Source organism: Pseudoalteromonas sp. SG41-2 (assembly GCF_014164535.1).
In the GTDB taxonomy this organism is placed as follows: domain Bacteria; phylum Pseudomonadota; class Gammaproteobacteria; order Enterobacterales; family Alteromonadaceae; genus Pseudoalteromonas; species Pseudoalteromonas rhizosphaerae.
Window position 1 is genome coordinate 123,113 of record NZ_JACJFK010000001.1, and the last position, 25,718, is coordinate 148,830.

The 25,718-nt window shown below is 40.2% G+C and carries 20 protein-coding genes and 2 tRNA genes; 13 read left to right on the top strand and 9 right to left on the bottom strand.

The window, feature by feature from the left end; translation table 11 throughout:
- Positions 1–123: 123 nt before the first annotated feature.
- The 5 genes from acnD to H5186_RS00560 all read left to right on the top strand — a co-directional run bounded on the left by acnD (position 124) and on the right by H5186_RS00560 (position 10,462).
- Positions 124–2,730 (top strand): Fe/S-dependent 2-methylisocitrate dehydratase AcnD, encoded by a 2,607-nt coding sequence (acnD, locus tag H5186_RS00540; RefSeq protein WP_182784971.1) that lies wholly within the window; start codon positions 124–126, stop codon positions 2,728–2,730.
- An 11-nt stretch (positions 2,731–2,741) separates the two neighbouring features.
- Positions 2,742–3,917 carry a 2-methylaconitate cis-trans isomerase PrpF gene (gene prpF / locus H5186_RS00545; RefSeq protein WP_182718741.1) on the top strand — a complete coding sequence of 392 codons (1,176 nt, stop codon included), beginning with the start codon at positions 2,742–2,744 and terminating at the stop codon, positions 3,915–3,917.
- Positions 3,918–4,349: 432 nt separating this feature from the next.
- Positions 4,350–7,418 carry a hypothetical protein gene (locus tag H5186_RS00550; protein ID WP_182793934.1) on the top strand — a complete coding sequence of 1,023 codons (3,069 nt, stop codon included), beginning with the start codon at positions 4,350–4,352 and terminating at the stop codon, positions 7,416–7,418.
- 62 nt (positions 7,419–7,480) lie between these two features.
- On the top strand, positions 7,481–8,572 hold the full coding sequence (locus H5186_RS00555) for a hypothetical protein (RefSeq protein WP_182739757.1): 1,092 nt from the start codon (positions 7,481–7,483) through the stop codon (positions 8,570–8,572).
- A gap of 9 nt (positions 8,573–8,581) precedes the next feature.
- The gene (locus H5186_RS00560; RefSeq protein ID WP_182793936.1) at positions 8,582–10,462 is read left to right on the top strand and encodes a hypothetical protein; all 1,881 of its coding nucleotides are present in this window, start codon (positions 8,582–8,584) and stop codon (positions 10,460–10,462) included.
- A gap of 43 nt (positions 10,463–10,505) precedes the next feature.
- Here H5186_RS00560 and H5186_RS00565 read toward each other — a convergent pair whose 3' ends face one another.
- The gene (locus tag H5186_RS00565; RefSeq protein WP_259398518.1) at positions 10,506–11,345 is read right to left on the bottom strand and encodes an ABC transporter substrate-binding protein; all 840 of its coding nucleotides are present in this window, start codon (positions 11,343–11,345) and stop codon (positions 10,506–10,508) included.
- Positions 11,346–11,887: 542 nt separating this feature from the next.
- Between H5186_RS00565 and H5186_RS00570 the strand changes: the two genes are divergently transcribed.
- Positions 11,888–13,375 carry a SulP family inorganic anion transporter gene (locus H5186_RS00570; protein ID WP_182793938.1) on the top strand — a complete coding sequence of 496 codons (1,488 nt, stop codon included), beginning with the start codon at positions 11,888–11,890 and terminating at the stop codon, positions 13,373–13,375.
- A 10-nt stretch (positions 13,376–13,385) separates the two neighbouring features.
- Entirely contained in the window at positions 13,386–14,237 is an 852-nt protein-coding gene (locus H5186_RS00575) for a universal stress protein (RefSeq protein ID WP_182784967.1), read from the top strand.
- A gap of 58 nt (positions 14,238–14,295) precedes the next feature.
- Here the strand turns inward: H5186_RS00575 and H5186_RS00580 are convergent, their stop codons facing one another.
- Positions 14,296–15,207 (bottom strand): LysR family transcriptional regulator, encoded by a 912-nt coding sequence (locus H5186_RS00580; protein ID WP_182784965.1) that lies wholly within the window; start codon positions 15,205–15,207, stop codon positions 14,296–14,298.
- Between the two features lie 155 nt (positions 15,208–15,362).
- Between H5186_RS00580 and H5186_RS00585 the strand changes: the two genes are divergently transcribed.
- Together H5186_RS00585 and H5186_RS00590 are read left to right on the top strand one after the other, a co-directional pair.
- Positions 15,363–15,830: a DoxX family protein gene (locus H5186_RS00585; protein ID WP_182784963.1), complete on the top strand. Its 468-nt coding sequence runs from the start codon at positions 15,363–15,365 to the stop codon at positions 15,828–15,830.
- A gap of 110 nt (positions 15,831–15,940) precedes the next feature.
- The gene (locus H5186_RS00590) at positions 15,941–16,756 is read left to right on the top strand and encodes a class III extradiol ring-cleavage dioxygenase (protein WP_259400262.1); all 816 of its coding nucleotides are present in this window, start codon (positions 15,941–15,943) and stop codon (positions 16,754–16,756) included.
- Between the two features lie 205 nt (positions 16,757–16,961).
- Here the strand turns inward: H5186_RS00590 and H5186_RS00595 are convergent.
- From H5186_RS00595 to H5186_RS00610, 4 genes are all read right to left on the bottom strand, one after another.
- Positions 16,962–17,038: transfer RNA gene (locus H5186_RS00595), tRNA-Val, on the bottom strand.
- 138 nt (positions 17,039–17,176) lie between these two features.
- Positions 17,177–17,253, bottom strand: a tRNA-Val gene (locus H5186_RS00600).
- Positions 17,254–17,364: 111 nt separating this feature from the next.
- Positions 17,365–18,435 (bottom strand): DUF3080 family protein, encoded by a 1,071-nt coding sequence (locus tag H5186_RS00605; protein ID WP_182793940.1) that lies wholly within the window; start codon positions 18,433–18,435, stop codon positions 17,365–17,367.
- Positions 18,413–19,768, bottom strand: coding sequence for an MATE family efflux transporter (locus H5186_RS00610; RefSeq protein ID WP_182793942.1), 1,356 nt, complete (start codon positions 19,766–19,768; stop codon positions 18,413–18,415). The genes H5186_RS00605 and H5186_RS00610 overlap by 23 nt, the downstream gene beginning before the upstream one ends.
- A 176-nt stretch (positions 19,769–19,944) precedes the next feature.
- On the opposite strand from H5186_RS00610, the gene H5186_RS00615 reads away from it, so the two are divergent.
- The gene (locus H5186_RS00615; protein ID WP_182739764.1) at positions 19,945–20,574 is read left to right on the top strand and encodes a riboflavin synthase subunit alpha; all 630 of its coding nucleotides are present in this window, start codon (positions 19,945–19,947) and stop codon (positions 20,572–20,574) included.
- An 18-nt stretch (positions 20,575–20,592) separates the two neighbouring features.
- Here the strand turns inward: H5186_RS00615 and H5186_RS00620 are convergent, their stop codons facing one another.
- Together H5186_RS00620 and H5186_RS00625 are read right to left on the bottom strand one after the other, a co-directional pair.
- Positions 20,593–20,796 (bottom strand): CPXCG motif-containing cysteine-rich protein, encoded by a 204-nt coding sequence (locus tag H5186_RS00620; protein WP_145233067.1) that lies wholly within the window; start codon positions 20,794–20,796, stop codon positions 20,593–20,595.
- A gap of 183 nt (positions 20,797–20,979) precedes the next feature.
- Entirely contained in the window at positions 20,980–21,840 is an 861-nt protein-coding gene (locus H5186_RS00625; RefSeq protein WP_182767555.1) for a fructosamine kinase family protein, read from the bottom strand.
- 131 nt (positions 21,841–21,971) lie between these two features.
- Between H5186_RS00625 and H5186_RS00630 the strand changes: the two genes are divergently transcribed.
- Complete coding sequence (locus tag H5186_RS00630; RefSeq protein ID WP_182794043.1) at positions 21,972–22,667, top strand: DUF445 domain-containing protein; 696 nt, start codon at positions 21,972–21,974, stop codon at positions 22,665–22,667.
- A gap of 57 nt (positions 22,668–22,724) precedes the next feature.
- Here the strand turns inward: H5186_RS00630 and H5186_RS00635 are convergent, their stop codons facing one another.
- Complete coding sequence (locus H5186_RS00635; RefSeq protein ID WP_149982345.1) at positions 22,725–23,090, bottom strand: DUF3718 domain-containing protein; 366 nt, start codon at positions 23,088–23,090, stop codon at positions 22,725–22,727.
- 351 nt (positions 23,091–23,441) lie between these two features.
- Between H5186_RS00635 and H5186_RS00640 the strand changes: the two genes are divergently transcribed.
- Positions 23,442–24,227 carry a hypothetical protein gene (locus tag H5186_RS00640; RefSeq protein ID WP_145233071.1) on the top strand — a complete coding sequence of 262 codons (786 nt, stop codon included), beginning with the start codon at positions 23,442–23,444 and terminating at the stop codon, positions 24,225–24,227.
- A 96-nt stretch (positions 24,228–24,323) separates the two neighbouring features.
- Entirely contained in the window at positions 24,324–25,706 is a 1,383-nt protein-coding gene (locus tag H5186_RS00645; RefSeq protein ID WP_182739777.1) for an amidohydrolase, read from the top strand.
- Positions 25,707–25,718 lie beyond the last annotated feature (12 nt).

Sequence of the window (25,718 nt, forward strand, 5' to 3'; positions counted from 1 at the left end):
ACGCTCACCTTTTATTTTTTGCACATTGCCACTAGCGCATAGTTTTTAAGGCCTCTTTTTTCATACATCCCTTAAACACGCTATACGTGTGCGACCACCGTCACCAAATTAGCGAGTCTTGTAATGACTATCATAAACAATACTAAATACAGAAAACCCTTACCTAACTCTAATGTCGATTATTTTGACACCCAAGCTGCAATTGATGAAATTAAGGCTGGTGCGTACGCAGCCTTACCCTATACATCACGTGTTTTAGCAGAGAATTTAGTACGCCGCTGTGAGCCGCAAATGCTAACCGCAGCACTGTCGCAGCTTATCGAACGCAAACAAGATTTAGATTTCCCTTGGTATCCCGCGCGCGTAGTCTGTCACGATATTTTGGGACAAACAGCGCTGGTTGATTTAGCTGGCTTGCGTGATGCCATTGCAGCCAAAGGCGGCGATCCAGCTAAAGTTAACCCAGTAGTACCAACACAGCTGATTGTTGATCACTCATTAGCCGTTGAATACGCAGGGTTTGATCCTGATGCTTTTGAAAAAAACCGCGCTATTGAAGATAGACGTAACGATGACCGTTTCCACTTTATTAATTGGACTAAAACTGCGTTTAAAAATATTGATGTGATCCCTCCGGGTAACGGCATTATGCATCAAATCAACCTTGAGAAAATGTCGCCGGTGATCCAAAGCCGCGATGGGATTGCTTTTCCTGATACCTTAGTCGGTACTGATAGCCACACACCGCATGTTGATGCGTTAGGTGTCATTGCAGTAGGTGTTGGCGGCCTTGAAGCCGAAAGCGTGATGCTTGGCCGCGCCTCTTATATGCGTTTGCCTGATATTATTGGTGTTGAACTCAGTGGCAAACGTCAACCGGGTATTACAGCAACGGATATCGTGCTTGCGATCACTGAGTTTTTACGTGGCCAGCGTGTCGTATCAAGCTATTTAGAGTTTTATGGTGAAGGCGCAGATGCATTGACATTAGGCGATCGCGCTACTATCTCAAATATGACACCAGAATTTGGTGCCACCGCAGCGATGTTTTATATCGACCAGATGACCATTGATTACTTACGCCTAACAGGACGTGAAGAAGAGCAAATTGCCTTAGTTGAAAATTACGCAAAAACTACCGGTCTGTGGAGCGACAGCCTAAAAACAGCGCAGTACGATCGGGTATTAAAATTTGATCTATCAAGCGTTGGCCGCAATATTGCTGGACCGTCAAATCCGCATCGCCGTGTTTCAACCAGTGATTTGGCAGTGCAGGGGATCTCTGGGGTTGTTGAAAATGAAGATGGTTTAATGCCGGACGGTGCCTGTATTATTGCTGCTATCACTAGTTGTACGAATACCAGTAATCCACGTAACGTCATTGCAGCTGGTCTTATTGCGCGTAATGCAAATGCGAAGGGCTTAACTCGCAAGCCATGGGTTAAAACCTCATTAGCACCGGGTTCAAAAACAGTGCAATCGTATCTTGAAGATGCCAAATTACTGTCAGAATTAGAGCAACTTGGTTTTGGTATTGTTGGCTTTGCGTGCACTACGTGCAACGGTATGAGTGGCGCGCTTGATCCCGTTATTCAACAAGAAGTGATTGATCGCGACCTATACGCCACGGCTGTGCTCTCTGGTAATCGTAATTTTGATGGCCGTATTCACCCATACGCTAAGCAAGCATTTTTAGCGTCTCCGCCATTAGTAGTTGCCTATGCCATTGCAGGAACTATTCGTTTTGATATTGAAAAAGACGTACTCGGACAAGATCAGCAGGGCAATGACGTAACCTTAAAAGATATTTGGCCATCAGATGAAGAGATTGACGCAGTGATTAAACAAAGCGTAAAACCTGAGCAGTATAAGAAGGTTTACGAGCCGATGTTTAATTTAACCGTTGATTACGGTGAAGATAACGACCCACTTTACGATTGGCGCCCACAAAGTACTTATATTCGCCGCCCGCCATATTGGGAAGGCGCACTCGCTGGTGAGCGTACCATGCAAGGCATGCGCGCATTAGCGGTACTTGGCGATAACATCACAACTGATCATTTATCACCGTCAAATGCAATTATGGCCAGTAGTGCAGCAGGTGAGTACTTAACGCATATGGGTGTGCCAGAAGAAGACTTTAATTCTTATGCAACGCACCGCGGCGACCATTTAACTGCACAACGTGCAACTTTTGCTAATCCTAAATTACTTAATGAAATGGTGATTGAAAATGGCGAAGTGAAACAAGGCTCATATGCCCGTATTGAGCCTGAGGGCACAGTTACTCGGATGTGGGAAGCAATCGAAACCTATATGCAGCGCAAACAACCATTAATTATTGTTGCAGGAGCTGACTATGGACAAGGTTCTTCTCGTGATTGGGCAGCCAAAGGCGTGCGTTTAGCAGGCGTTGAAGTTATTGCTGCAGAAGGTTTTGAGCGTATACACCGTACTAACTTAATTGGTATGGGTGTATTACCGCTGGAATTTAAAGCGGGCACCACCCGTAAAACGCTTAAGCTAGATGGTAGTGAAAGTTACGATGTAACTGGTGAATTAACACCAGGTGCGAGCGTTAATTTAACGATTACCCGCACTGATGGTGAAGTATTAAATGTGCCAACAAAGTGCCGTATTGATACTCAAGAAGAACTATCCATTTATGCTGCAGGTGGCGTATTACAACGCTTTGCTCAAGACTTTTTAGAAGCCACGCAAAGTGTATAAGGAAAACAGCTATGACATTTAAACCACAAATTAAAGTACCTGCCACCTACATGCGCGGTGGCACTAGTAAAGGGGTATTCTTTAATCTCAGCGATTTACCAGAGGCTGCACAAGTGGCAGGTTCTGTGCGAGATAATTTATTGCTGCGAGTGATTGGTAGCCCAGATCCATATGGCAAACAAACCGATGGTATGGGGGGGGCTACTTCTAGTACCAGTAAAACCGTTATTTTAAGTAAAAGTGAGCAAGCTGATCACGATGTTGATTACTTATTTGGCCAAGTTGCTATTGATAAAGCGTTTGTTGATTGGAGCGGAAACTGCGGCAATTTAACTTCTGCAGTTGGCGCATTTGCAATTAGTAATGGTCTTGTTGATGCTAGCCGTATTCCAGAAAACGGTGTGGCTATAGTGCGAGTTTGGCAAGCTAATATTAAAAAAAGCATTTTAGTGCATGTGCCAATGACCAATGGTGAAGTACAAGAAACGGGTGACTTTGAACTCGACGGAGTGACATTTCCCGCCGCTGAGGTGAAATTAGAGTTCATTGATCCAGCGGATGGCGATGGTGCGCTATTTCCAACAGGCAATGTGGTTGATGAACTAGCAGTCCCTGAGTTTGGTGTACTTAGAGCCACTATGATCAACGCGGGTATCCCTACTATTTTTGTTAATGCAGCAGATATCGGCTATACCGGCACTGAACTTCAAGATGATATAAATAATGACGAACAAGCATTAGCTAAGCTTGAGTCTATTAGAGCGCATGGAGCAGTAAAAATGGGCTTGATCGCTCATATTAGTGAGGCGGCAGCGCGTCAACATACACCAAAAGTGGCATTTATTAATAAACCAATGAAATATCTAGCTTCAAGCGGTAAAGAAATTCACAGTGATAATATCAACCTACTGGTACGTGCCATGTCGATGGGGAAACTTCATCATGCCATGATGGGGACTGCCGCTGTTGCAATCGGCACCGCAGCTGCGATAGCAGGATCGCTCGTTAATCTTGCAGCTGGTGGCGGTCAGTTGAGCGAAGTTAATTTTGGCCATCCGTCAGGTACATTAACTGTAGGCGCGCAAGCGATACTTCAAAACGGTAAGTGGCAGGTAACCAAGGCCAGTATGAGTCGCAGTGCTCGTGTGCTAATGGAAGGCGTTGTCCGAGTACCTGAGGCGAATTAATTAATGTAAGAAAACGAAAAGTGACTGCTAAGTTACTTTTCCTCTCTTATTTATGTGAATGAATGTAAATGGATTTGCATTATTTTATATCTTTCGGTTAACATTTCATCTCTTATCTGTTCCCCAATCAATTAAAAAACAAATGAAAAATAATTAAGAACTTGTTTTTAAATGTTTTTATTTTTTATTTTCTTACTGGATATATAAATTCTTTGAGCCTGTCAGTTGATTATTTACAGGTGTAATTAAAATTACATTTTTCCATAAATTGTCATATATTGGTGGTAAGTTGATAACATGTAATAACAAAGTAGCTTATTGCGTTAACTTGATACGGTTTGATACATAATTTTAACTTAAATGACTGTTGATATTAATATAGGCTACGATTTCAGTAATGCTATTTGCTAACAAGCACTCTAGGAGATTTTCATGGCGAAAAGAATAATTAAATTTACCCCAATTGCAGCCTCGGTTGCATTGACTCTCGGCCTAACTGGTTGTGGTTCAGATAATGATAATAACTATAACAAGCCTGACCCAGTTACAGTATATAAAGGCGAAGTCAGCACTAATTTTAATACCCAAGTATCTGGGAAAGCGGTAAAAGGTTCGTTAAAAAATGCTGTAGTGACAGTATCTACAGTCGATGACTCGGGTGAACCTGTTCCCGTTGCGTATCGTTTAGAGGCTGCGTCTGATGCAAGCTATACTGCAGAATCGACGACTTCTCAAGCTGATGCTGATGCCAAAGCACAGGCAATGGTTGCGGCAGCTAATCCAACTGAGACAATGACATCAATCACGGGTGCATATAATATTTACCTTGAAGACGGCTTTACGGGAGCACTTTATATTACGGTGAGTACGTCGAAAGAAGATGATAACAGTATGGTTAAATGTGATTCATTTACTGGTTGTGGCAGCTATGATGAAGCCCCAGCAGCATCTGAAGACGCTGGGATGATAAATAATGGTGATACTGCGATTGATTTTGGCGAATGGTACAAAGACGATCTTGAACTACAGGTTGTTAAGTTTATTAAAGCGCCAGTAGCGCCTGCAAGTGCTCGTGGTATTAATTTTGCGGAAGGTGATGGGAGTGGTGCACAGCAGTACTTTGCTAATGTGACTCTTTATACAAGTATTGCAGCAAAAATATTGTTAGATGGCGCTAAAGATGGTTCAACAGTCTCCGATGAAGCAGTTGCAGCGGCAAGTTTAAAAACATTAATTCAAATATTAGGCCCTGATACCGCAATTAAAGCAGCTTCTTTACTTGGTGATATTTCTCTTGGTGGTGCGGTTGACTTCAGTGATATTGGCGAAGGTGATTCACTGGATGCAGGTACTTTGGCATTAGTTCAAACTGCCGTTTCATTGCAGTCTGTTGCTGGGGCGGGTGCCAATGGCTCATTAAAAGACCTGATTGCAAGTTTGTCTGCCGCGGTTACAGAAGGCAAAGTAAGCAACAGTGACAATGAAATTGTCCAAAAGATTGCAGCTGAACTACAAAAAGCCGTTGAGAATACTAGCCTTATTTTTGCCGCAGTAGTAACAGGTGAAGGCATTGATGAAGCATTTACTAAAGTTGCTGAAAACTTAGGTATTACCGATCCTGATGAGATTGCAAAACTCAAAGATAAAGCCACTAAAGCTGTTGAAGATGTGCAAGCAAAAGCAAAAGAAAAAGGCTTAGATAAAGATTTAAATGAAACCGCAAAAGAAGTAAAAAAAGCATTAGAGAAGATTGGCTGTGAAGATAACTGTGATGCTGGTGATGACTTTGTAGCTAAAGTAGCTGCAGAATTAGAATCACAAATAACAACTATCACTAGCGCATTAGCAACTGCTACAACTTCCGTTTCTAAGGGCGTGACTGAACTCAATACAGTTAAAGAATTGGGGGATGCAGGTTTAGATACAACGGATAAAGTACTCGCTTATAGTTCAGCAGTATTCACTTTATCGGGTAATAAAGTAGCGTATAGCCAGTTGCAAGTAGAGCTTTCTGCTGCGCTTAATTCAGCCACTTCAATTGCCAGCACTGCCGCAGGTTTAGGGGATGAATATCAGCAACTAACAGATAAATCAGATGTGTTAGTCAATGCCATAACAGCACAACTTTCTGCCGTTGTTACGTTAATTAAAGGTATTGCAGAAGAAGAAGCACGTTCTAATGAGGCTGTAGCAGCATTTGAATTAGCACTAGATGTTGCCAAAAATAATGCTAGTGTTGCCAATGCCTCACTAGGTTCAGCTGATTCAGCTGCAATGGTTGCTCAAGCCGATTTATCGACGGCTATGATGGCTGTTGATGCAGCAATGCTTGATACAAAAGAAAATGCTGTAGCTGCTCTTGCATCAGCACAATCTGCAATTATCCAGGCTATGGCTCTTAGTACTAAAGCAGATGAACTTGCCAGTGCTGCTGACCAAGCTGAAACTGCTGCTGCATCGTTAGCGGCGATTGCTTCCGAAGAAATTGATAAAACAATGGCCGCTGAATTATCAGCAGCTGCAAAATTAAGTACTGCGTTTGCAACTGAACTTGCAGATAAAGCCGCTACTGCTCTTACAACAGCTACAACTCTTGAAACAAATGCTAAATCCACAATTGCTAAGTTTGAGCTGTTAGTTAAGGTAAAAGCAGGAACAGAACAAGCGCGTAGTGCTACGCTTATAACTAAAACTGGTGGCCAAGCTTTATTTGATATTTCAGAAGTAATCTACGACGTATTGACTGAAGCATGGGATTATGGCGATGAAGGAGTTGATGTGGTTTCAACTCGCTATCCAGCTTGGACTTATAGTTTTGATAAAGATGATTTAGAGCTGGATCTTATGAATACAGTAACAGGCGAAAAGGTTACTGTGAATGGCTCCATCAACAACAAAGCACTTATTTTTGCTTTTGGTGGTATGATAAAAAGCGAAGATGGTGCGGTTATTAAAATCGAAACACTAGCTAACATGAGTGATGCTTTAGAAGATTGTGTTGATGCTTACTATGGCGTAATCTCAACAGAGCAATCTGACTCATGTTTAGCAATTGACTTTGAGGAAGAAGTTAACTCAGATACGGCGATTGATGGAACTGTATTGGCTGTAAATGGTTGGAGCAGAGTCGAAATAATTGATGGTGATTCTGGTTTTGTGGGGACACTTTCATTAGCAGGAACCGACTCTTCTAGTATAGCTGCAATTACGGCTTCAGGATTAACTTCAGGCCTTAACTTTACCGCAACTATTTCTATTGATGGTAACTATCAAGAAGACCTTTACGGATTAGAAATTCAATTACATAATGGGTTTGGTTACGAGTTGTTCATTGGCGCTCGAGATGGTGAAGATTTCTCTGGGTCTGTTAATGCCAATTTCAATAATATGATTACGGAATTCGGACAGGTTACAGAAATAACAAATGGTATATCTGTTAAATATTATGATGGCGAAGTCATCGATTACACAGATATTACTTTCTTAGATTCGTCTAAGTAAAAGTAACTTTAAGAGGGAGAGTACTCTCCCTCTTAGCTAAAATAATAACAAGTGAAATAAGTATGAAAAAAAAAATTCTCACGTTAGGATTTTCCGCTTTTTTAATTACCCCTATTAGTTACGCTGCAGAGCAGTTTCAAGTCTTTACCACATTCGATTCAGAAGTGTACACAGAGACCCAACCAGTTAAAGCATTTATAGATGATTTTGATGCTCCATTAACATCCGGTGATAGCGCCTTTACTTATAATGTTTTTGAGTTTGGTGTTGGCTATGGAAATTTTAAAGTCGGTTATCAAAGCCGCTTTGATTATGTTTTAAGCTTTGATGCGGATACCGCGCGTTATTTGCATACTGAAAAAAATGACCTGCCTTTTGAAGATAGAAATTATGTTTATTACCTAGACGGTAAGCAATCAACCACCAATGGGTTGTTTGTTTCATATGATTTCAAATTTTTAGACTCTGACGCATTAACAATAACGCCTAAATTAACGGTTTTTGCTAGTACGCATTTTCAAGATCTGAAAGTCGAAGGCACAGTCTATAGTGATGAGATCCAAGGCGCATTAACAGTCGACTCTTATTTTTCGAAAGATATTTTATTTAAGCGATTTACTCCAGATGAGAACCCATCCGGCTTAGGGTACAGCGTTGATTTAGCGGTTAATTGGAAAATAAACCATGATTTAAGCGTTGGGCTACTTGCACAAGACTTACTGTATGAAACTGAGTATGAAAAAAGCGGTTTTGCAAATGGTTATACAACAGAGGTCCCGTTTACTGAAAACGATGATGGGGATATTGTCACTGAGCCAACAGTACGCTTAGCAACGTCTGAGTATGGCAACGAAGTCACGCATAAATTTGATATGCCGGTGCGTATCAAAGTTTATGCAGATTATCGCATTAACGATTTGTTTTCTACTGAGCTGATGGTTAAACAATTTGATCAAGATACGTTTTCTCAATTAAAAGCACGCATGCACTTTTGGGATCATTGGGCAGTAATTGGTGGTTATGAAATAAAAAGTGAAGCATTTTTGCTTGGTATTGAGAACGATTATTTTGGTTTCAATATACAGACTGATAATCTCGATATTGATAAAGCGTATTATGCCAATGTAAATTGGTACCTGAAGTTAGCGTTTTAAGGACTTGTGATGTTTAAAAAACTTATATCAGTTAGTTTACTTATGTCATTAGTTGGTTGTGGTGGCTCATCAGATAATGGCACAGCAGACACTTTACCGGCCATGCTGGAAACGTCTTCTACGGTAAGCTTTTATATTGCTCCTTGGCAATCCACTGCGGGTACATTAACGATCATAAATGATAACACGGGCTCTATAGAAAATATTGACGTTGCAGATATTAACGATGTTACTTTATCAGCCACAACTTTAAATTTTCATCATGTTGAATTTACCTCAAATGCAACGACGTTAACATGTCCAAGTTTTGCAGGTTGTGGTCGCACAGTGAGAAATAATCCGAATGATGGGAATGCCAATCGTCGTATTGATTATCAAGAAGTGATGGATATGACATTAAGTTACCGTGCTGATTTTTTTGCAGCTCCGGGCGAAAATAAGGTCTATTTATCACCGATCAGCTCAGTGATTAGCGACAATAACTTAGACATAAGCATAACCACGCAGAGCTTGAGTGCGACACCTTTTTATCACCTTACTCACAGCCAACTAAATGACAACCTTGAAACCGAGCTGCTTACTAATGCACTGACTTTTGGTGTGATCTTAAAAAGAGCTGCGGATATCGAGGCGAGCTTAAATACAGCCAATAATACGGTGGTAGAACAACAGGCCCAGTTAGCAAGTTTGCCACTTTATCGTACTTTTGCAGATCGCTATGTGTCAGAGAATTTACTTAATGAAGATGGTAATCAATTATTGCAATCCGTCGTTGGAGAGGTCAAACAACAGCTCATTATGATTGGGAGTGCTAGCAATATTTCGCCACAAGAACGAGATGAAGAGCAATTACACTCTCGTGAGTTACTCGAAGATGTGCGTAATATAATAGGTGTGGCACGCTTACAAGAGCAAACGTACAGTGATGAGCTCAAACAAAAGCTGACTGAATTTGAAACAATATTAGGCGAAGACTCGCAACAAGCTATTATCGTTTTAGGGAATGTGCTTTATGACGTGCTCTATAATTTTTCGCCATTAAATAATACCGACGCAGGAGTTTATAATTTACAGGGACTGACAATAAACTACCAACAATCCCCTTATTCTTGGGCTATTAGTGGCCAGTATGATGATCATGACGTACAACTAGATTTGAATATTCCACAATGGCAAGTAAGTGGACTGTTGGGTAATAAAGTCTCCGGTATTATGAGTGCTAAAGTGATAGGCCAAGATACTCAACTAAACGCCGATGTGAGTGATTTAGTGCTGTCGTTTGATGGTACTGACGATCCATTTTCAAATGATCAAAGTGAAACAACCGGGCAGCTGAATATAGAGACAACGGTATCATTAGAAAACGCCAATAGCGGTGTGTTAACAGGTGACATAAAGCTAAACGCCGATCGCTTCGTTACTCCTTTTGAAGAGCTTGTGACAGTGGTATCTGGTTTTGACTTTAAGGGTCAGCTTGTTAGTGAAAATCAAACGACACAGTTTAACTTACAAGCAATCGAAGCAACGCCATTTATAAATGAAGCTACACAGAATCTTGCATTTGCTGTGCAATTGATAACGCCATTAAATGGCGCACCGGATTTTCAGTTTGCTTATGTTGGTCGTTTGAATCGTTTAGCTGATATTACCAATGCAGAGATTGCCTTACGGCTAAAGAATAGAGCACTTGAAATTAACTTACGTACAGTAGGCAATAATATTAATGCTGTGATCCACGGTGCTCAAGGTCGCTGGTTAGATGTTAAGCAAAAAGGTCGCAACTACAGTGGTGGATTATATTTTGGCGATACACAAATCGCAGATGTAACAGCGGTAAGAGGGGTGCCTGGTATATTATTTCCTGATGGGACATTTGAGTCGTTGTTTTAGTAGTATAAAGGCGCTTATTTGCTAATATTTAAGCGCTTTACTATTATCGGCTACACTGTTGCTTATTTTTTTCGATATAGGCTAAAAGTGTTCTTTGCTCTTTCATTTTACTTATCTCGTTATTGAGATCGGCTAAAATTTCCTGCCACTGTGGATTTGCTTTACTTACCATGTAATACAATGGTTTGTAAGCGAGAGCAGGGGATAATGGAACCAGAGCGTTTTTCATTTGTTGCTTTTCTTTTGCTGAAGCGACAGATTTTTCAATACTGGCAATTAACACATCATAATCGGCTACAATCAGGTTGACTCTCAGGCTCATTAGTAAATGAATTAGCTGATACTCATTATTGGCAATAATGGTATTAATTTTTTTTGAATCAATCAGCTCATCGAGTTCAGGGGTGTTTTTATATGATCGGACCACACCAATAATTTGATCTTTTATTGACTCTAAACTGCCGTTATAGTTTGAGTTATTACCTCTGAGTGCGATCAGTGACAAATTACCACCAGGAACTGCTGAGGATAAAGCCAGTAAATCATTGCGTGTTTTACTCGGCCTATTATCTGACATAATGGCATCATCAATAAAATACTCGGGAAATAAAATATCCGCTTTTCCTAACTCGGCTGCTCTAACCGCTCTCGCCCATGGAAAAAATTCAATATGCACACCATAGCCTTTTTGCAGCAACAGTTTAACGGTTAATTGAAACAGCCAGCCATTGTTGCACAATGATTCATCGATATAAGGAGCCCAATTTAACGTGACTAGTTTTAAAAGCCTTTTGCCACCAATGTTATAGGCATAACCATATTCATATCGTACTGCTGGCGCAATGATTGTTTGCTTACCCACTTGGTAACTAACAGGGGTCATAGTTGCCTGTGTGAACCCGCAAAATAACAATAAAAAGACTAAGTACTTTTTCATTTATTTGATAAGTTTTCGTAATTATTACTAAAGCTTAGTCGCATATATGCATTTAACAACTTAAAAAGACGATAACTAAAATGCATTGGCAATGTTTATCGTTGCAGCCGTTTGAAAAGGAACGGGTAAATGATGGCATGTTTTTTATGTGTTTTTATTGGCAAGGTAAGGAGTAACAGCAGCTATCAGCGCCTACACAAAAGTTACTTGGCTTGCTTAAAAATACGTTAGATGCAAGAATAAAGACGATAATTTATTCATTCTACATAAGGAACAATGTTTTGCGTTTAACGCCGCCCTAAGTTATTCCTCCCCTAAATCACCGCTGCGTGATACCTATATACCAAACATTGGTAGGCATTTATGTGCCGTTTTAATAAATAAAAAAACATTAATGAAAATGCGTTTGTCATCGTTTAGTAAAGCATTGTCGGTGTTTTATTGACTGCTGTATGCGCGTTAATGTTAACTACATGACAAGGTTTTTTATGTTAGAAAAAATAAAACGAGATTGGCTTTTTAACATCCGAGGGGACTTATTAGCAGGTACTGTGGTGGCGCTTGCGCTAATACCAGAAGCGATTGCTTTTTCTATTATAGCGGGCGTGGATCCTAAAGTCGGTTTGTATGCTTCATTTTGTATTGCCGTGGTTATTTCGATAGTGGGTGGACGACCAGGGATGATTTCTGCTGCTACTGGCGCTATGGCTTTACTGATGGTTACCTTAGTTAAAGAGCATGGTTTAGAATACCTTTTGGCGGCGACATTACTCACCGGTGTGATACAAATTATTGCAGGCTATTTAAAACTGGGGAGTTTAATGCGCTTTGTGTCTCGCTCCGTGGTTACAGGCTTTGTAAATGCGTTGGCAATTCTTATCTTTATGGCACAGCTGCCGGAGCTGACGAATGTAACATGGCATGTCTATGCGATGACGGCTGCGGGTCTTGGGATCATTTATTTATTCCCTTACTTACCGGTGATAGGCAGAACAATTCCATCACCACTAGTGTGTATCGTGGTTTTAACTTTGGTTGCAATGTTGGTAGGACTTGAGATTCGAACTGTTGGCGATATGGGCCAGTTACCAGATACCTTACCAATATTTTTATGGCCTGATGTGCCTTTTAACCTCGACACACTGCTAATAATTCTTCCTTATTCATTTGGCCTTGCTGTCGTTGGTTTATTGGAGTCGATGATGACAGCGACAATTGTTGACGACTTAACCGATACCGCTAGTGATAAAAATCGTGAATGTAAAGGTCAAGGGATCGCGAACATAGGTTCAGGTTTAATGGGAGGAATGGCCGGCTGTGCGATGATTGGCCAGTCGATCATTAATGTAAAATCAGGGGGCCGTGGCCGCTTATCAAGTTTTACCGCGGGTACTTTTCTGCTACTTATGGTGGTGTTTTTAGATGAATGGCTAAAGCAAATCCCAATGGCGGCATTGGTTGCCGTGATGATAATGGTGTCGATAGGCACCTTTTCTTGGAGTTCACTGCGAGATTTAAAGAAAAACTCATTATCAAGTAACATCGTAATGGTTGCCACGGTCGTTGTTGTTGTCGCAACGCATAACTTGGCCATGGGAGTATTGGTCGGTGTGCTATTGGCGACACTATTCTTCGCCAATAAAATTGGTCGTTTTATGGTTGTAAAGCCAGCGCAATCATCGGCTAATGAACGAGTATATCAGGTTGTTGGACAGGTGTTTTTTGCATCCTCAGAGCAGTTTATTGAGTCGTTTGACTTTAAAGAGGTCGTTGCTAAAGTAGTGATTGACTTAACCCATTCGCATTTTTGGGATATTACGGCAGTGTCGTCGCTTGATAAAGTTGTGATTAAATTTAGACGCGAAGGTGCAGAGGTCGAGATTATTGGTATGAGCGACGCGACAGCAACGATTGTTGACAAATTTGGCGTTCACAATGACCCTGAAGAAGTTGAAAAACTCATGGCAGGCCATTAAGGAGAGCACAATGAATAAAATTATTACTTGTATAGATGGCTCAATTTACACAGATGATGTGTGTAAGGCGGGGATTTGGGCGGCCAAGAAACTTAATAAATCGATGCTATTTTTGCATGCCATAGAAAAACAAAACGCTGCGATGATTGACGACTTAAGTGGCATAATTGGTTTTGGTGCAACTACATCATTATTATCAGAGATGGCGACACTGGATGAGCAACGCAGTAAATTAGCATTGCAAATAGGCAAAGAAATGTTAGAGCACGCGAGTGTATTTGCTAGCCAACAAGGGTGTAAGTCAATTGAAAGTAAGCAGCGCCATAGCGGTATTGTTGAGGCAATTTGCGACCTTGAAGATGCAGCGCGACTGATTGTTATTGGCCGAAGCGGTAAAACTCACGAACAGAATTTTAAAGCTATTGGGTCGCATATTGAGCAGGTTATTCGCCATGTTCATACACCTATTTTAATTGCCAATCGTCACTTTAGTGAGCCGAACAACTTTATGCTTGCTTATGATGGACGAGAAACAGCAGATAAAATGGTTAAACAGATTATTGCTGGTGGCTTGTTGCATCATTTAACGTGTCATTTAGTGACTGTAGAAAATGGCAAACATGATTTGTTGGAAAAATTTAAACGCACCGAAGCGCTGCTTGTTGAAAGTGGTTTTGAAGTCAAATCAAGCATTTTAGAAGGTAATATTTTTAGTTCTTTAATGGCATATAAAGCTAAAAATGAAATAGAAATGCTGGTGATGGGGGCCTTTTCGCATTCAAAAATAGCACATGCTTTTTTGGGCAGTAATACCCTAAAAATGATAGAAAACACCCAACTGCCGCTGGTGATTTTGCGTTAATTTTAGGTGAGTCAAAACGCAGTTTAATTATGCTTACACTGCGGTTTGGCTTTACTGATTAAACGATTGCTTTGTCCCAATATGGCGGCGTACCATAGTATCCGTTAATAAAATCAATAAAACACCTGATTTTATGTGGTAGTAATTTTCGGTGGGCATAAACAACATATAAACCAACAGTTCCCGTTGCAAATTGAGGTAAAACTTCGATCAACTTGCCACTATTAATGGCTTCACTGGCGATAAATGTAGGCTGTAATGCTATCCCTGCACCGGCGATAGCACAATCAACTAATACATCCCCATTATTACTTTGAAACTCGCTACTACGTTGCGTGTTTTTTACCCGTAACCACTGATATATTTCGTCTTTAGTATCCATTTCTGTATAGCTATAATGCAAGTATCGGTGGTTTTTTAGATCTTCAGGTTTTTCAGGAGTACCATGTTTTTCAAGGTAGTCAGGTGAGGCACATAAAATTAATCTAATGGGCGCGACCTGCTTGGCAATCAAAGACGAACTTTTGAGTCGACCAATACGCAGTGCTACATCATAACCTTCATCAACAATGTCAACTTTGCGGTCGTTCAGTTGCAAATCAACATTAACAAAAGGGTAATGTGATTGGAACTCAGTCACTAATTTACCCATGTGTTTTAACGCGAACGACACCGGAGCACTTATTCTCAGAGTTCCGGTTGGGTGCTGCTGTAAGCCCCCTAATTGTGAATCCATTTCATCAATGCTTAACAATATCTGTTGCGCATGCTGAAAATAATGAGTGCCAGCTTCAGTGAGGCTCACTTTACGGGTAGTGCGATTAAGTAACCGTACAGCAAGGCGTTCTTCTAGTTTAGAAACGTACTTACTAACCAATTGTGGTGAAAGTTGTAAGGTTGTTGCTGCATTGCTAAAACTACCTTCGATCACCACAGATACAAAGGCCCGCATTGCATCAATTCTATCCATAATTTTTCTCATATTTAAATTGATTAACAACATTTTGTTGTTAATCATTCTTTATTTGTCATCTTACTCCGCCATGACATTGATAGTAAAGTGTACTTATCCCAACAGGGTCTAATTAAAACGTAAATAAATACTTTGCTAAAGAGGAACAAATAATGAAACTAATAAACACGATACTAAAATCAGATGCAGGACTTGCCGCTTTACTACTTCGCGCGCCAATTGGTTTGATTTTAGCTGCACATGGATCACAAAAATTGTTTGCTTGGTTTGGTGGTTATGGTCTGGAAGGAACAGGTCAATGGATGGCGAGTATCGGTATTACTCCAGGTTATTTAATGGCATTACTCGCAGGCAGTGCTGAATTTTTTGGCGGGTTAGCATTATTACTTGGGTTATTGACGCGTCCTGCTGCACTTATTTCAGCATTTATCATGCTAGTGGCTATTTTTTCAGTACATATAGACAATGGCTTGTTTATGGCAAATAACGGCTACGAATATGCACTGACACTGTTTGTAGTACTGATTGCGCTAACATTAAAAGGTGGTGGTCGTTTTAGTATTGATAACTTTATAGCGAATAAATTAACGTCTAGGCAGTTACAGTCCAAGCATGTTTAATCACTATTATGAAATGACGTGGATTACGGATAAATCCGCGTCTTAGCTTTGCGTTAGTTTAACTATCAAGGTTTACTTGCTCATGTTAAGTGAGCTTGTTTGGAGTAACTATGAATAATGTAGACATTGCATTTATCTCTCATGGTGGCGGCCCAATGCCACTGTTAAATGAACCAAACCATACACAATTGGTTGCTTATTTAAAATCACTTGCAAGCACGCTAAAAAAACCAAGTGCCATTTTATTAATTAGCGCTCATTGGGAAGAGTCAGTAGCGACTATTACTGCCAATGCAGCACCGGGGATGATTTACGATTATTATGGTTTTCCGCCAGCTGCCTATCAAGTGCAATATCCAAGTCAGGGAGAGCCCAAGTTAGCTGAAAAAGTACAACAAGTGTTACAACATGCTGGTATTGAAGCGAAGTTAGATCATCATCGCGGTTACGATCATGGTTTGTATGTGCCTTTAACATTAATGTACCCAGCAGCCGATATACCCGCGATTCAACTATCACTAGTGAATAACTTAGATGCTGTACAGCACTTAGCAATCGGTAAAGCGTTGCAATCTTTGGATTATGAAAACTTATTAGTTATTGGCTCTGGTTTTTCGTTTCATAACATGCAGGCATTTTTCGCGCAGGATAATCAGCAGAGCCAAATCAATAACCACGAATTTGAACAGTGGCTACGATCGACCTTAAGTGATAACACCTTGCCTGAACCAAAGCGTAATTTAATGATGCAAAACTGGCATAAAGCGCCTCATGCACGTTATTGTCATCCGCGAGAAGAGCATCTATTACCACTGCATGTATGCTATGGCTTAGCTGGCAGAGCAAGTGATGAATATGAAAATGTTACTATTTTCAATAAGCAATCAAGCGCATTTGTATGGCGAAGGAAAGAGCAGGGTATTTAATATTTGAATCATTGATCTTCTGTGTAGAGTCAAATCGTGGCGGGCATTTTTTAATTTATTTATTCAGAATTGATACGACTGAGTGGATTCGAACCACAGACCTGTGGACCGGGTGATCAAGAGTGGGTAGTGCTCTAATCAGCTGAGTTGTAGTTTACTTAAGATTTATAAAGTAGGTTAGGCTGATTTTTGTTTTTACTTGAATTGGTACGACTGAGTGGATTCGAACCACCGACCCCTACCATGTCAAGGTAGTGCTCTAACCAACTGAGCTACAGTCGTACAATATATTTGAATGGGACTTTTACTTAAATTTGGTACGACCGAGTGGATTCGAACTACTGGCCTCCGGACCGGGTGATCAAGAGTGGGTAGTGCTTTTTCTTACGATAGTACTTTTATTTAAAATTTCCTTAAATTTGGTACGACCGAGTGGATTCGAACCACCGACCCCTACCATGTCAAGGTAGTGCTCTAACCAACTGAGCTACGGTCGTATCATAAATTTAAGTTTTGCTAATTGCTTAACAACGGTCGCTAATATATAGCGTGCGCTGAAGTGAATCAAGCGAGAAACGCTTTTTTTAGTTCGTTTGCCGTTTTTTTATTCATATTGGGCTGATTTCACACGTTTTATAAAATTTTTGCCACCAAATAACGTGTGTTTTGGTGGAGTCTTTAAATGCTGTGAGTATATTATTTGGCTGTGCTGGGCTTAGTAATGCCGTTAGTTGCGGTTGTATTGGGCTGGAGTCTTGCCATAATGCTTGATACAACGGCATTAGGCGCTCTAAAGCACCTGATAGTTGAGCCTGATAGGGTTGTAACTGCTGCAAGTAATACTTCTTGAATACGTTGCTGAGGATCTGTGCTTGGCGTTTATTTTTTAGCGGGTTGCATAGTGTGCTTAGCTCAATATTCGCTAAAAAGTTACTAGTACTATTATTTAGCTGTGTTTGTTGGCGTACTGCGCTTATTAAAGCTTGATTGAAGTTAAACTGGCGCAATTGCGCCAGTAGCGGATAGAGCGCTTTAGAGTCTATTTGTGCATATTGCTGCTGTATTATTTGCTGTTTTAAATTCACTAGGCTTTGCAGCGCAAGTTCGGTTTCTACAAGGCCGGCTAAGTTTGTATCAAGTGTATAGCCGGTTAGCTGCCATGTGCGTTTTAGTTCTGGGTCTTTATAAAGTAGCTGCTTGAACTGATCTAATAACTGTTGTTTTTTATTATGTAATTCGTTACTTATGGCTTGATAACTTTTTGAATCAGGTTCTAGACTATCTAAGCACTGTGGTGCAAATTGAATAAATTGAATCTGGTATATTAACTGGCTAGCAGGAGAGGCGAGTTTTCCTAGTTGACTATTATGTTCAGCAATAAGGGTATTGAGTTTACAGTGTGAAAGTTGTGCCAGTTGCAATATGCTCAACTGTTGTGCATTTGTTGGTTTATTGTTGCTAACAGCTGATAGCGCAACATTGGTAAGTTTTGCTGTATCAGGAGTTGGCTTGTCTAACGCATTCGCGAGCCGCTGCTGATATTCTAAATACACATCAGCGGGTTTATCTGTGCATGCACAAAGTAGCAGTAAACAGCAAAGTAAACTACAAAGGTAACCAAACCGTGACGTTTGGTTACCTTGTTGGTGCGATTTTTTAAGCGCTTTTAAGTGGTTCATGTTTGAATCTATTCGCGACAGTGAGCATTAATAACACTGCGGCTACACTTAAGCCGACGATGATACCTACCCAAAAACCATGCGGGCCCATTGCTGGCACTATTAAATCGGTGCGTGCTAAAACAAAACCCAGTGAAAAACCAATCAACCAGTAAGATATAAAGGTTATATACGAAATCGGTGCTGTGTGTTTTAAACCCCTTAATATACCGTTGGCAGCTACTTGTAAGGAATCAGGTAGTTGATAAATACACGCTAGAATCATGATTGACGTTGCTAAGGCAATAACACGTGCATCATCTGTATAAAGTTGACTGATCACGTCACGGCCAAAGAAGGTTATGGCAGCAAGTATAACGGCAATGATCATGGCTAGAATATAGCTTGTTGAAATAGCTTTTTTAAGCTGCTGAAAATGATGTTGGCCGTATAAATTGCCAATCCTAATACTGATCGCAATAGATAAACTCAGTGGCATCATAAACAGCAAGGTTGTGACACTTGCAGCAATCTGATGGCCGGCTACCGCAACCGCACCTAAGTGCGCAATAAATAACGGAATACAGGCAAATAAAGTGACTTCAAAAAATGTAGCAAGTGAGATTGGTATGCCCACCTTAGTAATTGCCCACATGGTTGGTAATTGCGGTGCTTGAAAGTTTGCTAATAGTGTTTTGGCATCTACTTTTTTACTTAACTGGCAATAAATAACTTGTGCGATGGCCATTGCAGTAAATACCAATGCGGTGGCAATCCCACAGCCTGCACCACCGAGTGCTGGCATACCAAACATACCGTGAATAAACACATAGTTGGCTGGGATATTGATGGCTAAACCAATTAAGCTGATATAAAAAGCCGGCTTTGTCATCCCCATGCCTTCGGTAATATTACGATAAACACTGAATACTAAAAATCCAATAATGCCCCATTTTACAAAATGAATATAGTCATAGGCCATATTGGCAATAGCAGGGCTGGTATCGAGTTTGAGAATAATAATATCGGCAAAATAGGCAATAGATAAACCGATAACACTCAATACACCAGCTAGGTACAAGCCTTGTTGAAAGTAATGGCTGATGCCGGTTTTATCGTTAGCGCCGGAAAATTGCGCAATTATGCCAGTCAGGGCTAATAATATGCCTTGCAGAGCCAACATGGCGGGGTTCCATACGCCGGTTGCAATTGACAATGCTGCTAAATCGGTAGGACTCACTTGTCCTGCCATGATGGTGTCGACCACTGACATTAAAACTAAGGTTACTTGTGCTAAAAAAACGGGGATTGCCAGAGAAACTAACCGTTTGGCTTCCCAACTACAAAAAGTCATATCACTTACTACGTAAACTGAAGAGGCAGATAGTGTAATCGATAAAGCACAGAATCAAAAATTATAGCGATGAGTCAATGTTATTGGTTACAGTAATAATAACGTGGATCGGGTAAACTAAAGCGTTAAATAATATGAATAGTATCTACTTTAGGTAATAAAAGGTGAATTGATTTATGTTTACAGGAATTGTGCAAACACAAGCGACGGTGATTTCGACTAACCAGCAGCAAGGTGTGATGCGTTTAGTGCTCGCTGTAGCAAAGCAATATGTTACAAAACTTGAGTTAGGTGCCAGCGTTGCCATTAATGGTTGCTGTTTAACGGTTGTTAAAGTAGAAAATATCTCTGATCAACCGCTTGCTCAGGTTCACTATGATGTAATTGACGAAACATTACAGTTAACTAACTTAGGAAAGCTTATTGCTGGCAGTACCGTTAACTATGAGCGCTCTATGACTTTTGGTACTGAGTTAGGTGGGCATATTGTATCTGGTCACATTCACTGCACCGCCCAGATTGAAAATATTATTCATACACAAGATAATTGTAAAATACAGTTGTGCTTACCAAGTAAATGGCAAAAGTATGTGATGTATAAAGGTTTTGTATCAGTCAATGGCGCTAGTCTCACGGTCGGTGAAACCGATGAGCAGGGCTTTTGGCTGCATTTGATCCCAGAGACATTAGCTATTACCAATATTGGTAAGGCTGTAATTGGTGATGCGCTAAATATCGAAGTTGATCAACAAACTTATACCATCATCAATACGGTCGAAAACTACTTACGGCAGCAGGCTTCGTAGTCAAATATAAATGCTAGGCTAAAATATTTGTTCGTCATCGCTGTCTATATGTAACTCTACCTTGCTGTTAGCATAGTCAATATGCATATTAAAATGGATAGGGTTACAGCATGCTGCGCAATCTTCGAAGTAATCTTGATCGCCATCACTAGCATCAAGGGTAATATGAATATGATGGCCACAATGTGGGCAGCAGATCCGTTGTGAGAGTTGGTTTTTCATAAATGATTCAACCTTACAAAGCAGAGCAATAAAAGGTAATTATTTATCGCTGCTGATAAATGGTTATGCCCCCCACAATTGAACGCTAGCGCCTGTCATTGCTGGGGTTGTTCAACATTAAGCGATACCTAAATATAGTCTGCTTTATTCATTTATGACATCTATTTGACAATAAAAACGACCTTATTTCAGTAGTAGTTCTATTTTTTGTTTAGCTTCAGTAAGATAGTGGCCGGCAAAGATATTTGCATGATTTAAAATAGGGTAAAGCTGGTAAATTAACTTACGTTGCTCATAGCCCTGTGTTAGTGGGTAATGCTTGTTATAGGCGATGTAAAAAGCGTCAGGTAAAGGAGCAAACAGCTCGCTCATGGCAATATCAACTTCCCGATCACCATAATAGCAGCTCGGATCAAATACACTCGGTACTGATTGAATAAATCCCATGTTGCCACGCCAAAAATCGCCATGCAACAATGATGGTTTTACGGTATGACCATGTAGCATGTCTTTTATCAGGGCGACAAAGTAATCTTTGTCGACGAGATCAATGCCTTTTTCATGTAGTAATTGGAGCTGCCAGCCAATGCGCTCTTCGGCAAAAAATATATTCCATTTTTTATGCCAGCGATTGGGCTGAGTTGTTGGGCCAATAAAGTTATCCTGATCAAAACCAAACATAGCTTGGCGATGTTTCAGATGCAGGCTTGCAAGGTGGCTACCCATAATATGCCAGTTGGTATGAGGTTGTTGGTCAAGTTCAAGCCATTCTAAAACGATAAATGAAAACTCAATATTAGCACCTGTAGTGATACAATCTGGCACCATAAATAAGCTCTCTTTAGTGAGCAGTTGTAAATTGTGGGCTTCGTTTTCAAATCGCTCTAAGTCACTACGATGAGCTACTTTAACAAAATACTGGTGTATACCATCACTGAGTTGAAATAATTTATCGCTATTAGGGCTTTGCAGTTGGCGTTTTATAGTGTGTTTAAAGTCAAAATGCATTGCTTGGCTGATCTGTTCGTTAACCGTATTCCACATAGCATTGTTCACCTTTTATACAGATAGTTAAACTATGGCAAAAAGTAGTTAAATAAACAAACTCTTGAGAGTAAAATTAATATTTTGTAAGCGCGCGCTTAGATTTATGCAACAACCAAGTGGAGAGAATGATGAATAAAAGCCTTATTACCAATGTAATTGCCGGGATTTTAGTGGTGGCGGGTTTTCTATTTGACCAAGCAATTGTACTGTCAATCGGCTTATTTGCACTCTCAGGCGCAGTGACTAATTTACTCGCAGTGCATATGTTATTTGAAAAAGTACCTTTGTTATATGGGTCGGGCGTGATCCAGCTGAAGTTTGCAGGGTTTAAAGTGGCGATTAAAAATCTTATTTTAACCGAGTTCTTTTCAGAGCAAAAAATATCTCAATTGTTAAGCAACAAAAATATCAATGTTGATCTACAGCCAGTGATCAATGAAGTCGATTTAAATCCTGCTTTTGATAGCTTACTTGACGTTATTGAGCACTCCCAATTTGGTAGCATGTTAGCTATGTTTGGTGGTAGTGCCGCGGTTGAGCCGATGCGCGAAGCATTTATTGATAAAATGCGTGGTTCATTACTTAATATGAGCGAAACCGATGAGTTTAAAAGCTTGGTGAATGAAAAATTAACGCAATCAGGACTCGCAAGTGATTCGTTGTTTAACACGGTTTCTGGCTTAGTTGATGAGCGTTTAGACGAGCTGACACCAAAAATGGTCAAAGATATTATACAAACTATGATCCGTGAGCATTTAGGCTGGTTAGTTGTATGGGGCGGGGTATTCGGTGGTTTGTTTGGCCTGATTGCTGCAATTATATAAATTAATTTTAAGCAGGCCAACGACTCGCCTGCTTAAATTTGATATTGCTTAGCCATACTACTTAGAACCGGCAACAACCATAATTGTTTGTTGGTCTAGTTTTGCTAAATCTTGAATTGAGGTACCCGTTGTCGTTTCAAGGTTTAGATACTTTGCCGTTTTATTAAAACCGTAAGTTCCCGCAAATTTTGCGATACTCAAGTTGTTACAACGTAGTTTATTGGTTACGGTTGTTTTGCTAATACGTAAGTCTTTCATTGTTGCATAAAGTTGCAAACGTTTATTGGAGCTCACAGCCATACAAATTTGAGTGCCAGGGCTATTATCAGCTGCAACAAATTGTGCTGCTTCAGTATTGGTTGTAGTAAGTGCTGCTGAGCTTAAAAGTAACGTTGTACAAAGTGTAGTTGTTAAAGTATTCATCATCATTCTCCAGTGGTTTGGTATGTCTGCTTGTTGACGAGTTAAATATTAGCTTTATTTTTAAATAAAGCTGTAAATGAAAATCGACAAGATGTAACACCGTGTGTGGATGTGTTTTATAATAACTAACTATCTGATAGTAAATGATTTAATGTGTGTTTTTTGACATGTTTCAAACAAATTATTTTTCACTTTTTTTATTGCTTTTGGTTGTTTTTCAATCTGCTTTCATAGGTTTTACATGCTATTTACTTTAGAGTCATTGCACTTTGTTGTGCAGCATTACTGACATATTTTTCAACCCTGTTATGATCGTCTTGATTATCAAATACCTGTCTATTAGGAGACTCTGTGAGTAAAACATTGGCGAGTTATTATCAGCAAGCATACGCCTGTGAACAGCATAATTTTAACCGTTGCTTTTATTGTGGCTGTGAAGCGACTGAGCGCGATCATTGCCCGCCATTGCATATGCTACAAAGCATTATTGATTTAGGTGAAGAAGCTGAGTTTATTAGTATTCCAGCGTGCTATGAATGCTATGCAATATTGCATAACGAGCGCTTAATGACGATTGATGAACGCTTTACTAAGTTAAAAAACAAACTCGGTGCCAAATATGCTAAACCACTGCGGGTTTATAATATGTGGCATGAGAATGAACTTAGCGATATGAGTGATGAGTTTGCACATAGCATTAAAGCGGGTATGGCGTTAGGAAAAGAAGCCGCAGAGCGCTTGGCGTTTAGTGGTTTTAGTTATGCAACCGAAGAAGCCAAGGTCACAGTGCGAGAAAAAACGGCTGAGTTTGATGTCGAAGGCGCCATTTTTACTGATTTTAAAGAAGCTTTAAATTATTGTATTAGCGAATTAAAAGTACAAAAAAGTGATTTTTATAAAATTTTAGTAGAAGACTACCAAGGTGATTTTAATAAAGCCTTGAGTCAGTATCGTCATCGTCACGATAAAGTGACTGCCGCTAAAGATGGCGATTGCCTAATTAAGGATTTTTCAAAATTGCATAAACAAAATTCAGACTTCGTAACTCGAACTGTTAAGCACTTTATTAGTAAAGATCCAAGTTTGACAACAGAAGCTGCACTTGAGCAACTGTATAACAATTATATTAAGAAATAACATTCATCTTATATAAATGCAGCTCTAGCTGATTTTTTAGCTTTATGTTGTGTGTTTATATAAAGTAACAAAAAAACAACAACAGAGACTAATATGATGCAAAAATTTGCTCCTTCATTGTTGGTTGTTGCACTTGGTGTGGCGATTGCCGGCTGCCAAGACAACGGCCCACAAGACGACAAAGTAACAATCAATAAAAATCCATATCCAAGTACCTATAAGGTACTTAAATCAACCACGACGCTTATCACCAATGCAACAGTACTAACAGGTACAGGTGAGCGTTTAGAAGAAGCCGATGTATTACTTGTTGACGGAAAAGTGCAACAAGTCGGTAAAGATCTAACTGCACAAGCTGATTTGACTATTGATGCACAAGGTAAATGGGTTACACCTGGGCTTATTGATGTACATTCACATTTAGGAGCATACCCAAGCCCTTCTGTTGAATCTCATCAGGACGGCAATGAAATGACCAGCCCAAATACTGCCGAAGTGTGGGTTGAGCATTCAATTTGGCCGCAAGACCCTGGCTTTAACCGCGCGCGTGAAGGCGGTATTACCGCATTACAAATTTTACCCGGCTCAGCTAATTTATTTGGTGGTCGTGGGGTTACTTTAAAAAATGTTCCATCGCACACGATGCAGGGTATGAAGTTCCCTGACGCACCGTATGGTTTAAAAATGGCCTGTGGTGAAAACCCTAAGCGTGTTTACGGGCGTAAAGGGGTATTACCATCAACACGAATGGGCAATATGGCCGGTTATCGTGAGGCTTGGATAGGCGCCGCTGAATATAAACGCGCGTGGGATAAATACGATGCTGATTATGCAGCAGGTAAAAATCCAGAGGTGCCGCATCGTGATATTAAATACGATACATTGCGTGGTGTATTAGAAGGCGAAGTTAGGATCCACAATCATTGTTACAAAGCAGAAGAAATGGCAATGATGATTGACCTTTCAAAAGAGTTTGGTTATCACGCGGGTACTTTCCATCACGGTATTGAAGCATACAAAATTGCTGATTTACTTGCAGATAACGGCTCATGTGCTGCGCTTTGGCCTGATTGGTGGGGCTTTAAAATGGAAGCTTACGACATGGTACAAGAGAACGTAGCGATTGTTGATGCGGTTAAAAATTCTTGTGCTGTTGTTCATTCAGACTCTGACACCACTATCCAGCGCTTGAATCAAGAAGCCGGTAAAGTAATGTACCGCGCTAACGATAATGGGTTTAATATTTCAGAACAGCACGCAATTAAATGGATCACTTCGAATGCTGCAAAATCGCTAGGTATAGCTGATAAAACCGGTTCACTCGAAGCTGGCAAACAGGCTGATGTGGTAATTTGGAATCAAAGTCCGTTTAGTGTTTATGCTAAAGCTGAGCAAGTATTTGTTGATGGTGCGAAAGTGTATGATCGCTACGATGATACATTCCAAGCACAAAGCGATTTTATGTTAGGTCAAAAATAAGGAGTAACTAGG

Coding starts and splice junctions, on each gene's coding strand:
- H5186_RS00610 (WP_182793942.1), bottom strand. CDS start 19,768: ATGACTTTTTGTAGTTGGGAAGCCAAACGGTTAGTTTCTCTGGCAATC.
- H5186_RS00625 (WP_182767555.1), bottom strand. CDS start 21,840: ATGTGGAATACGGTTAACGAACAGATCAGCCAAGCAATGCATTTTGAC.
- H5186_RS00560 (WP_182793936.1), top strand. CDS start 8,582: ATGTTTAAAAAACTTATATCAGTTAGTTTACTTATGTCATTAGTTGGT.
- acnD (WP_182784971.1), top strand. CDS start 124: ATGACTATCATAAACAATACTAAATACAGAAAACCCTTACCTAACTCT.
- H5186_RS00555 (WP_182739757.1), top strand. CDS start 7,481: ATGAAAAAAAAAATTCTCACGTTAGGATTTTCCGCTTTTTTAATTACC.
- prpF (WP_182718741.1), top strand. CDS start 2,742: ATGACATTTAAACCACAAATTAAAGTACCTGCCACCTACATGCGCGGT.
- H5186_RS00645 (WP_182739777.1), top strand. CDS start 24,324: ATGCAAAAATTTGCTCCTTCATTGTTGGTTGTTGCACTTGGTGTGGCG.
- H5186_RS00570 (WP_182793938.1), top strand. CDS start 11,888: ATGTTAGAAAAAATAAAACGAGATTGGCTTTTTAACATCCGAGGGGAC.
- H5186_RS00590 (WP_259400262.1), top strand. CDS start 15,941: ATGAATAATGTAGACATTGCATTTATCTCTCATGGTGGCGGCCCAATG.
- H5186_RS00580 (WP_182784965.1), bottom strand. CDS start 15,207: ATGGATAGAATTGATGCAATGCGGGCCTTTGTATCTGTGGTGATCGAA.
- H5186_RS00565 (WP_259398518.1), bottom strand. CDS start 11,345: ATGACCCCTGTTAGTTACCAAGTGGGTAAGCAAACAATCATTGCGCCA.
- H5186_RS00550 (WP_182793934.1), top strand. CDS start 4,350: ATGGCGAAAAGAATAATTAAATTTACCCCAATTGCAGCCTCGGTTGCA.
- H5186_RS00575 (WP_182784967.1), top strand. CDS start 13,386: ATGAATAAAATTATTACTTGTATAGATGGCTCAATTTACACAGATGAT.
- H5186_RS00620 (WP_145233067.1), bottom strand. CDS start 20,796: ATGAAAAACCAACTCTCACAACGGATCTGCTGCCCACATTGTGGCCAT.
- H5186_RS00605 (WP_182793940.1), bottom strand. CDS start 18,435: ATGAACCACTTAAAAGCGCTTAAAAAATCGCACCAACAAGGTAACCAA.
- H5186_RS00585 (WP_182784963.1), top strand. CDS start 15,363: ATGAAACTAATAAACACGATACTAAAATCAGATGCAGGACTTGCCGCT.
- H5186_RS00630 (WP_182794043.1), top strand. CDS start 21,972: ATGAATAAAAGCCTTATTACCAATGTAATTGCCGGGATTTTAGTGGTG.
- H5186_RS00635 (WP_149982345.1), bottom strand. CDS start 23,090: ATGAATACTTTAACAACTACACTTTGTACAACGTTACTTTTAAGCTCA.
- H5186_RS00615 (WP_182739764.1), top strand. CDS start 19,945: ATGTTTACAGGAATTGTGCAAACACAAGCGACGGTGATTTCGACTAAC.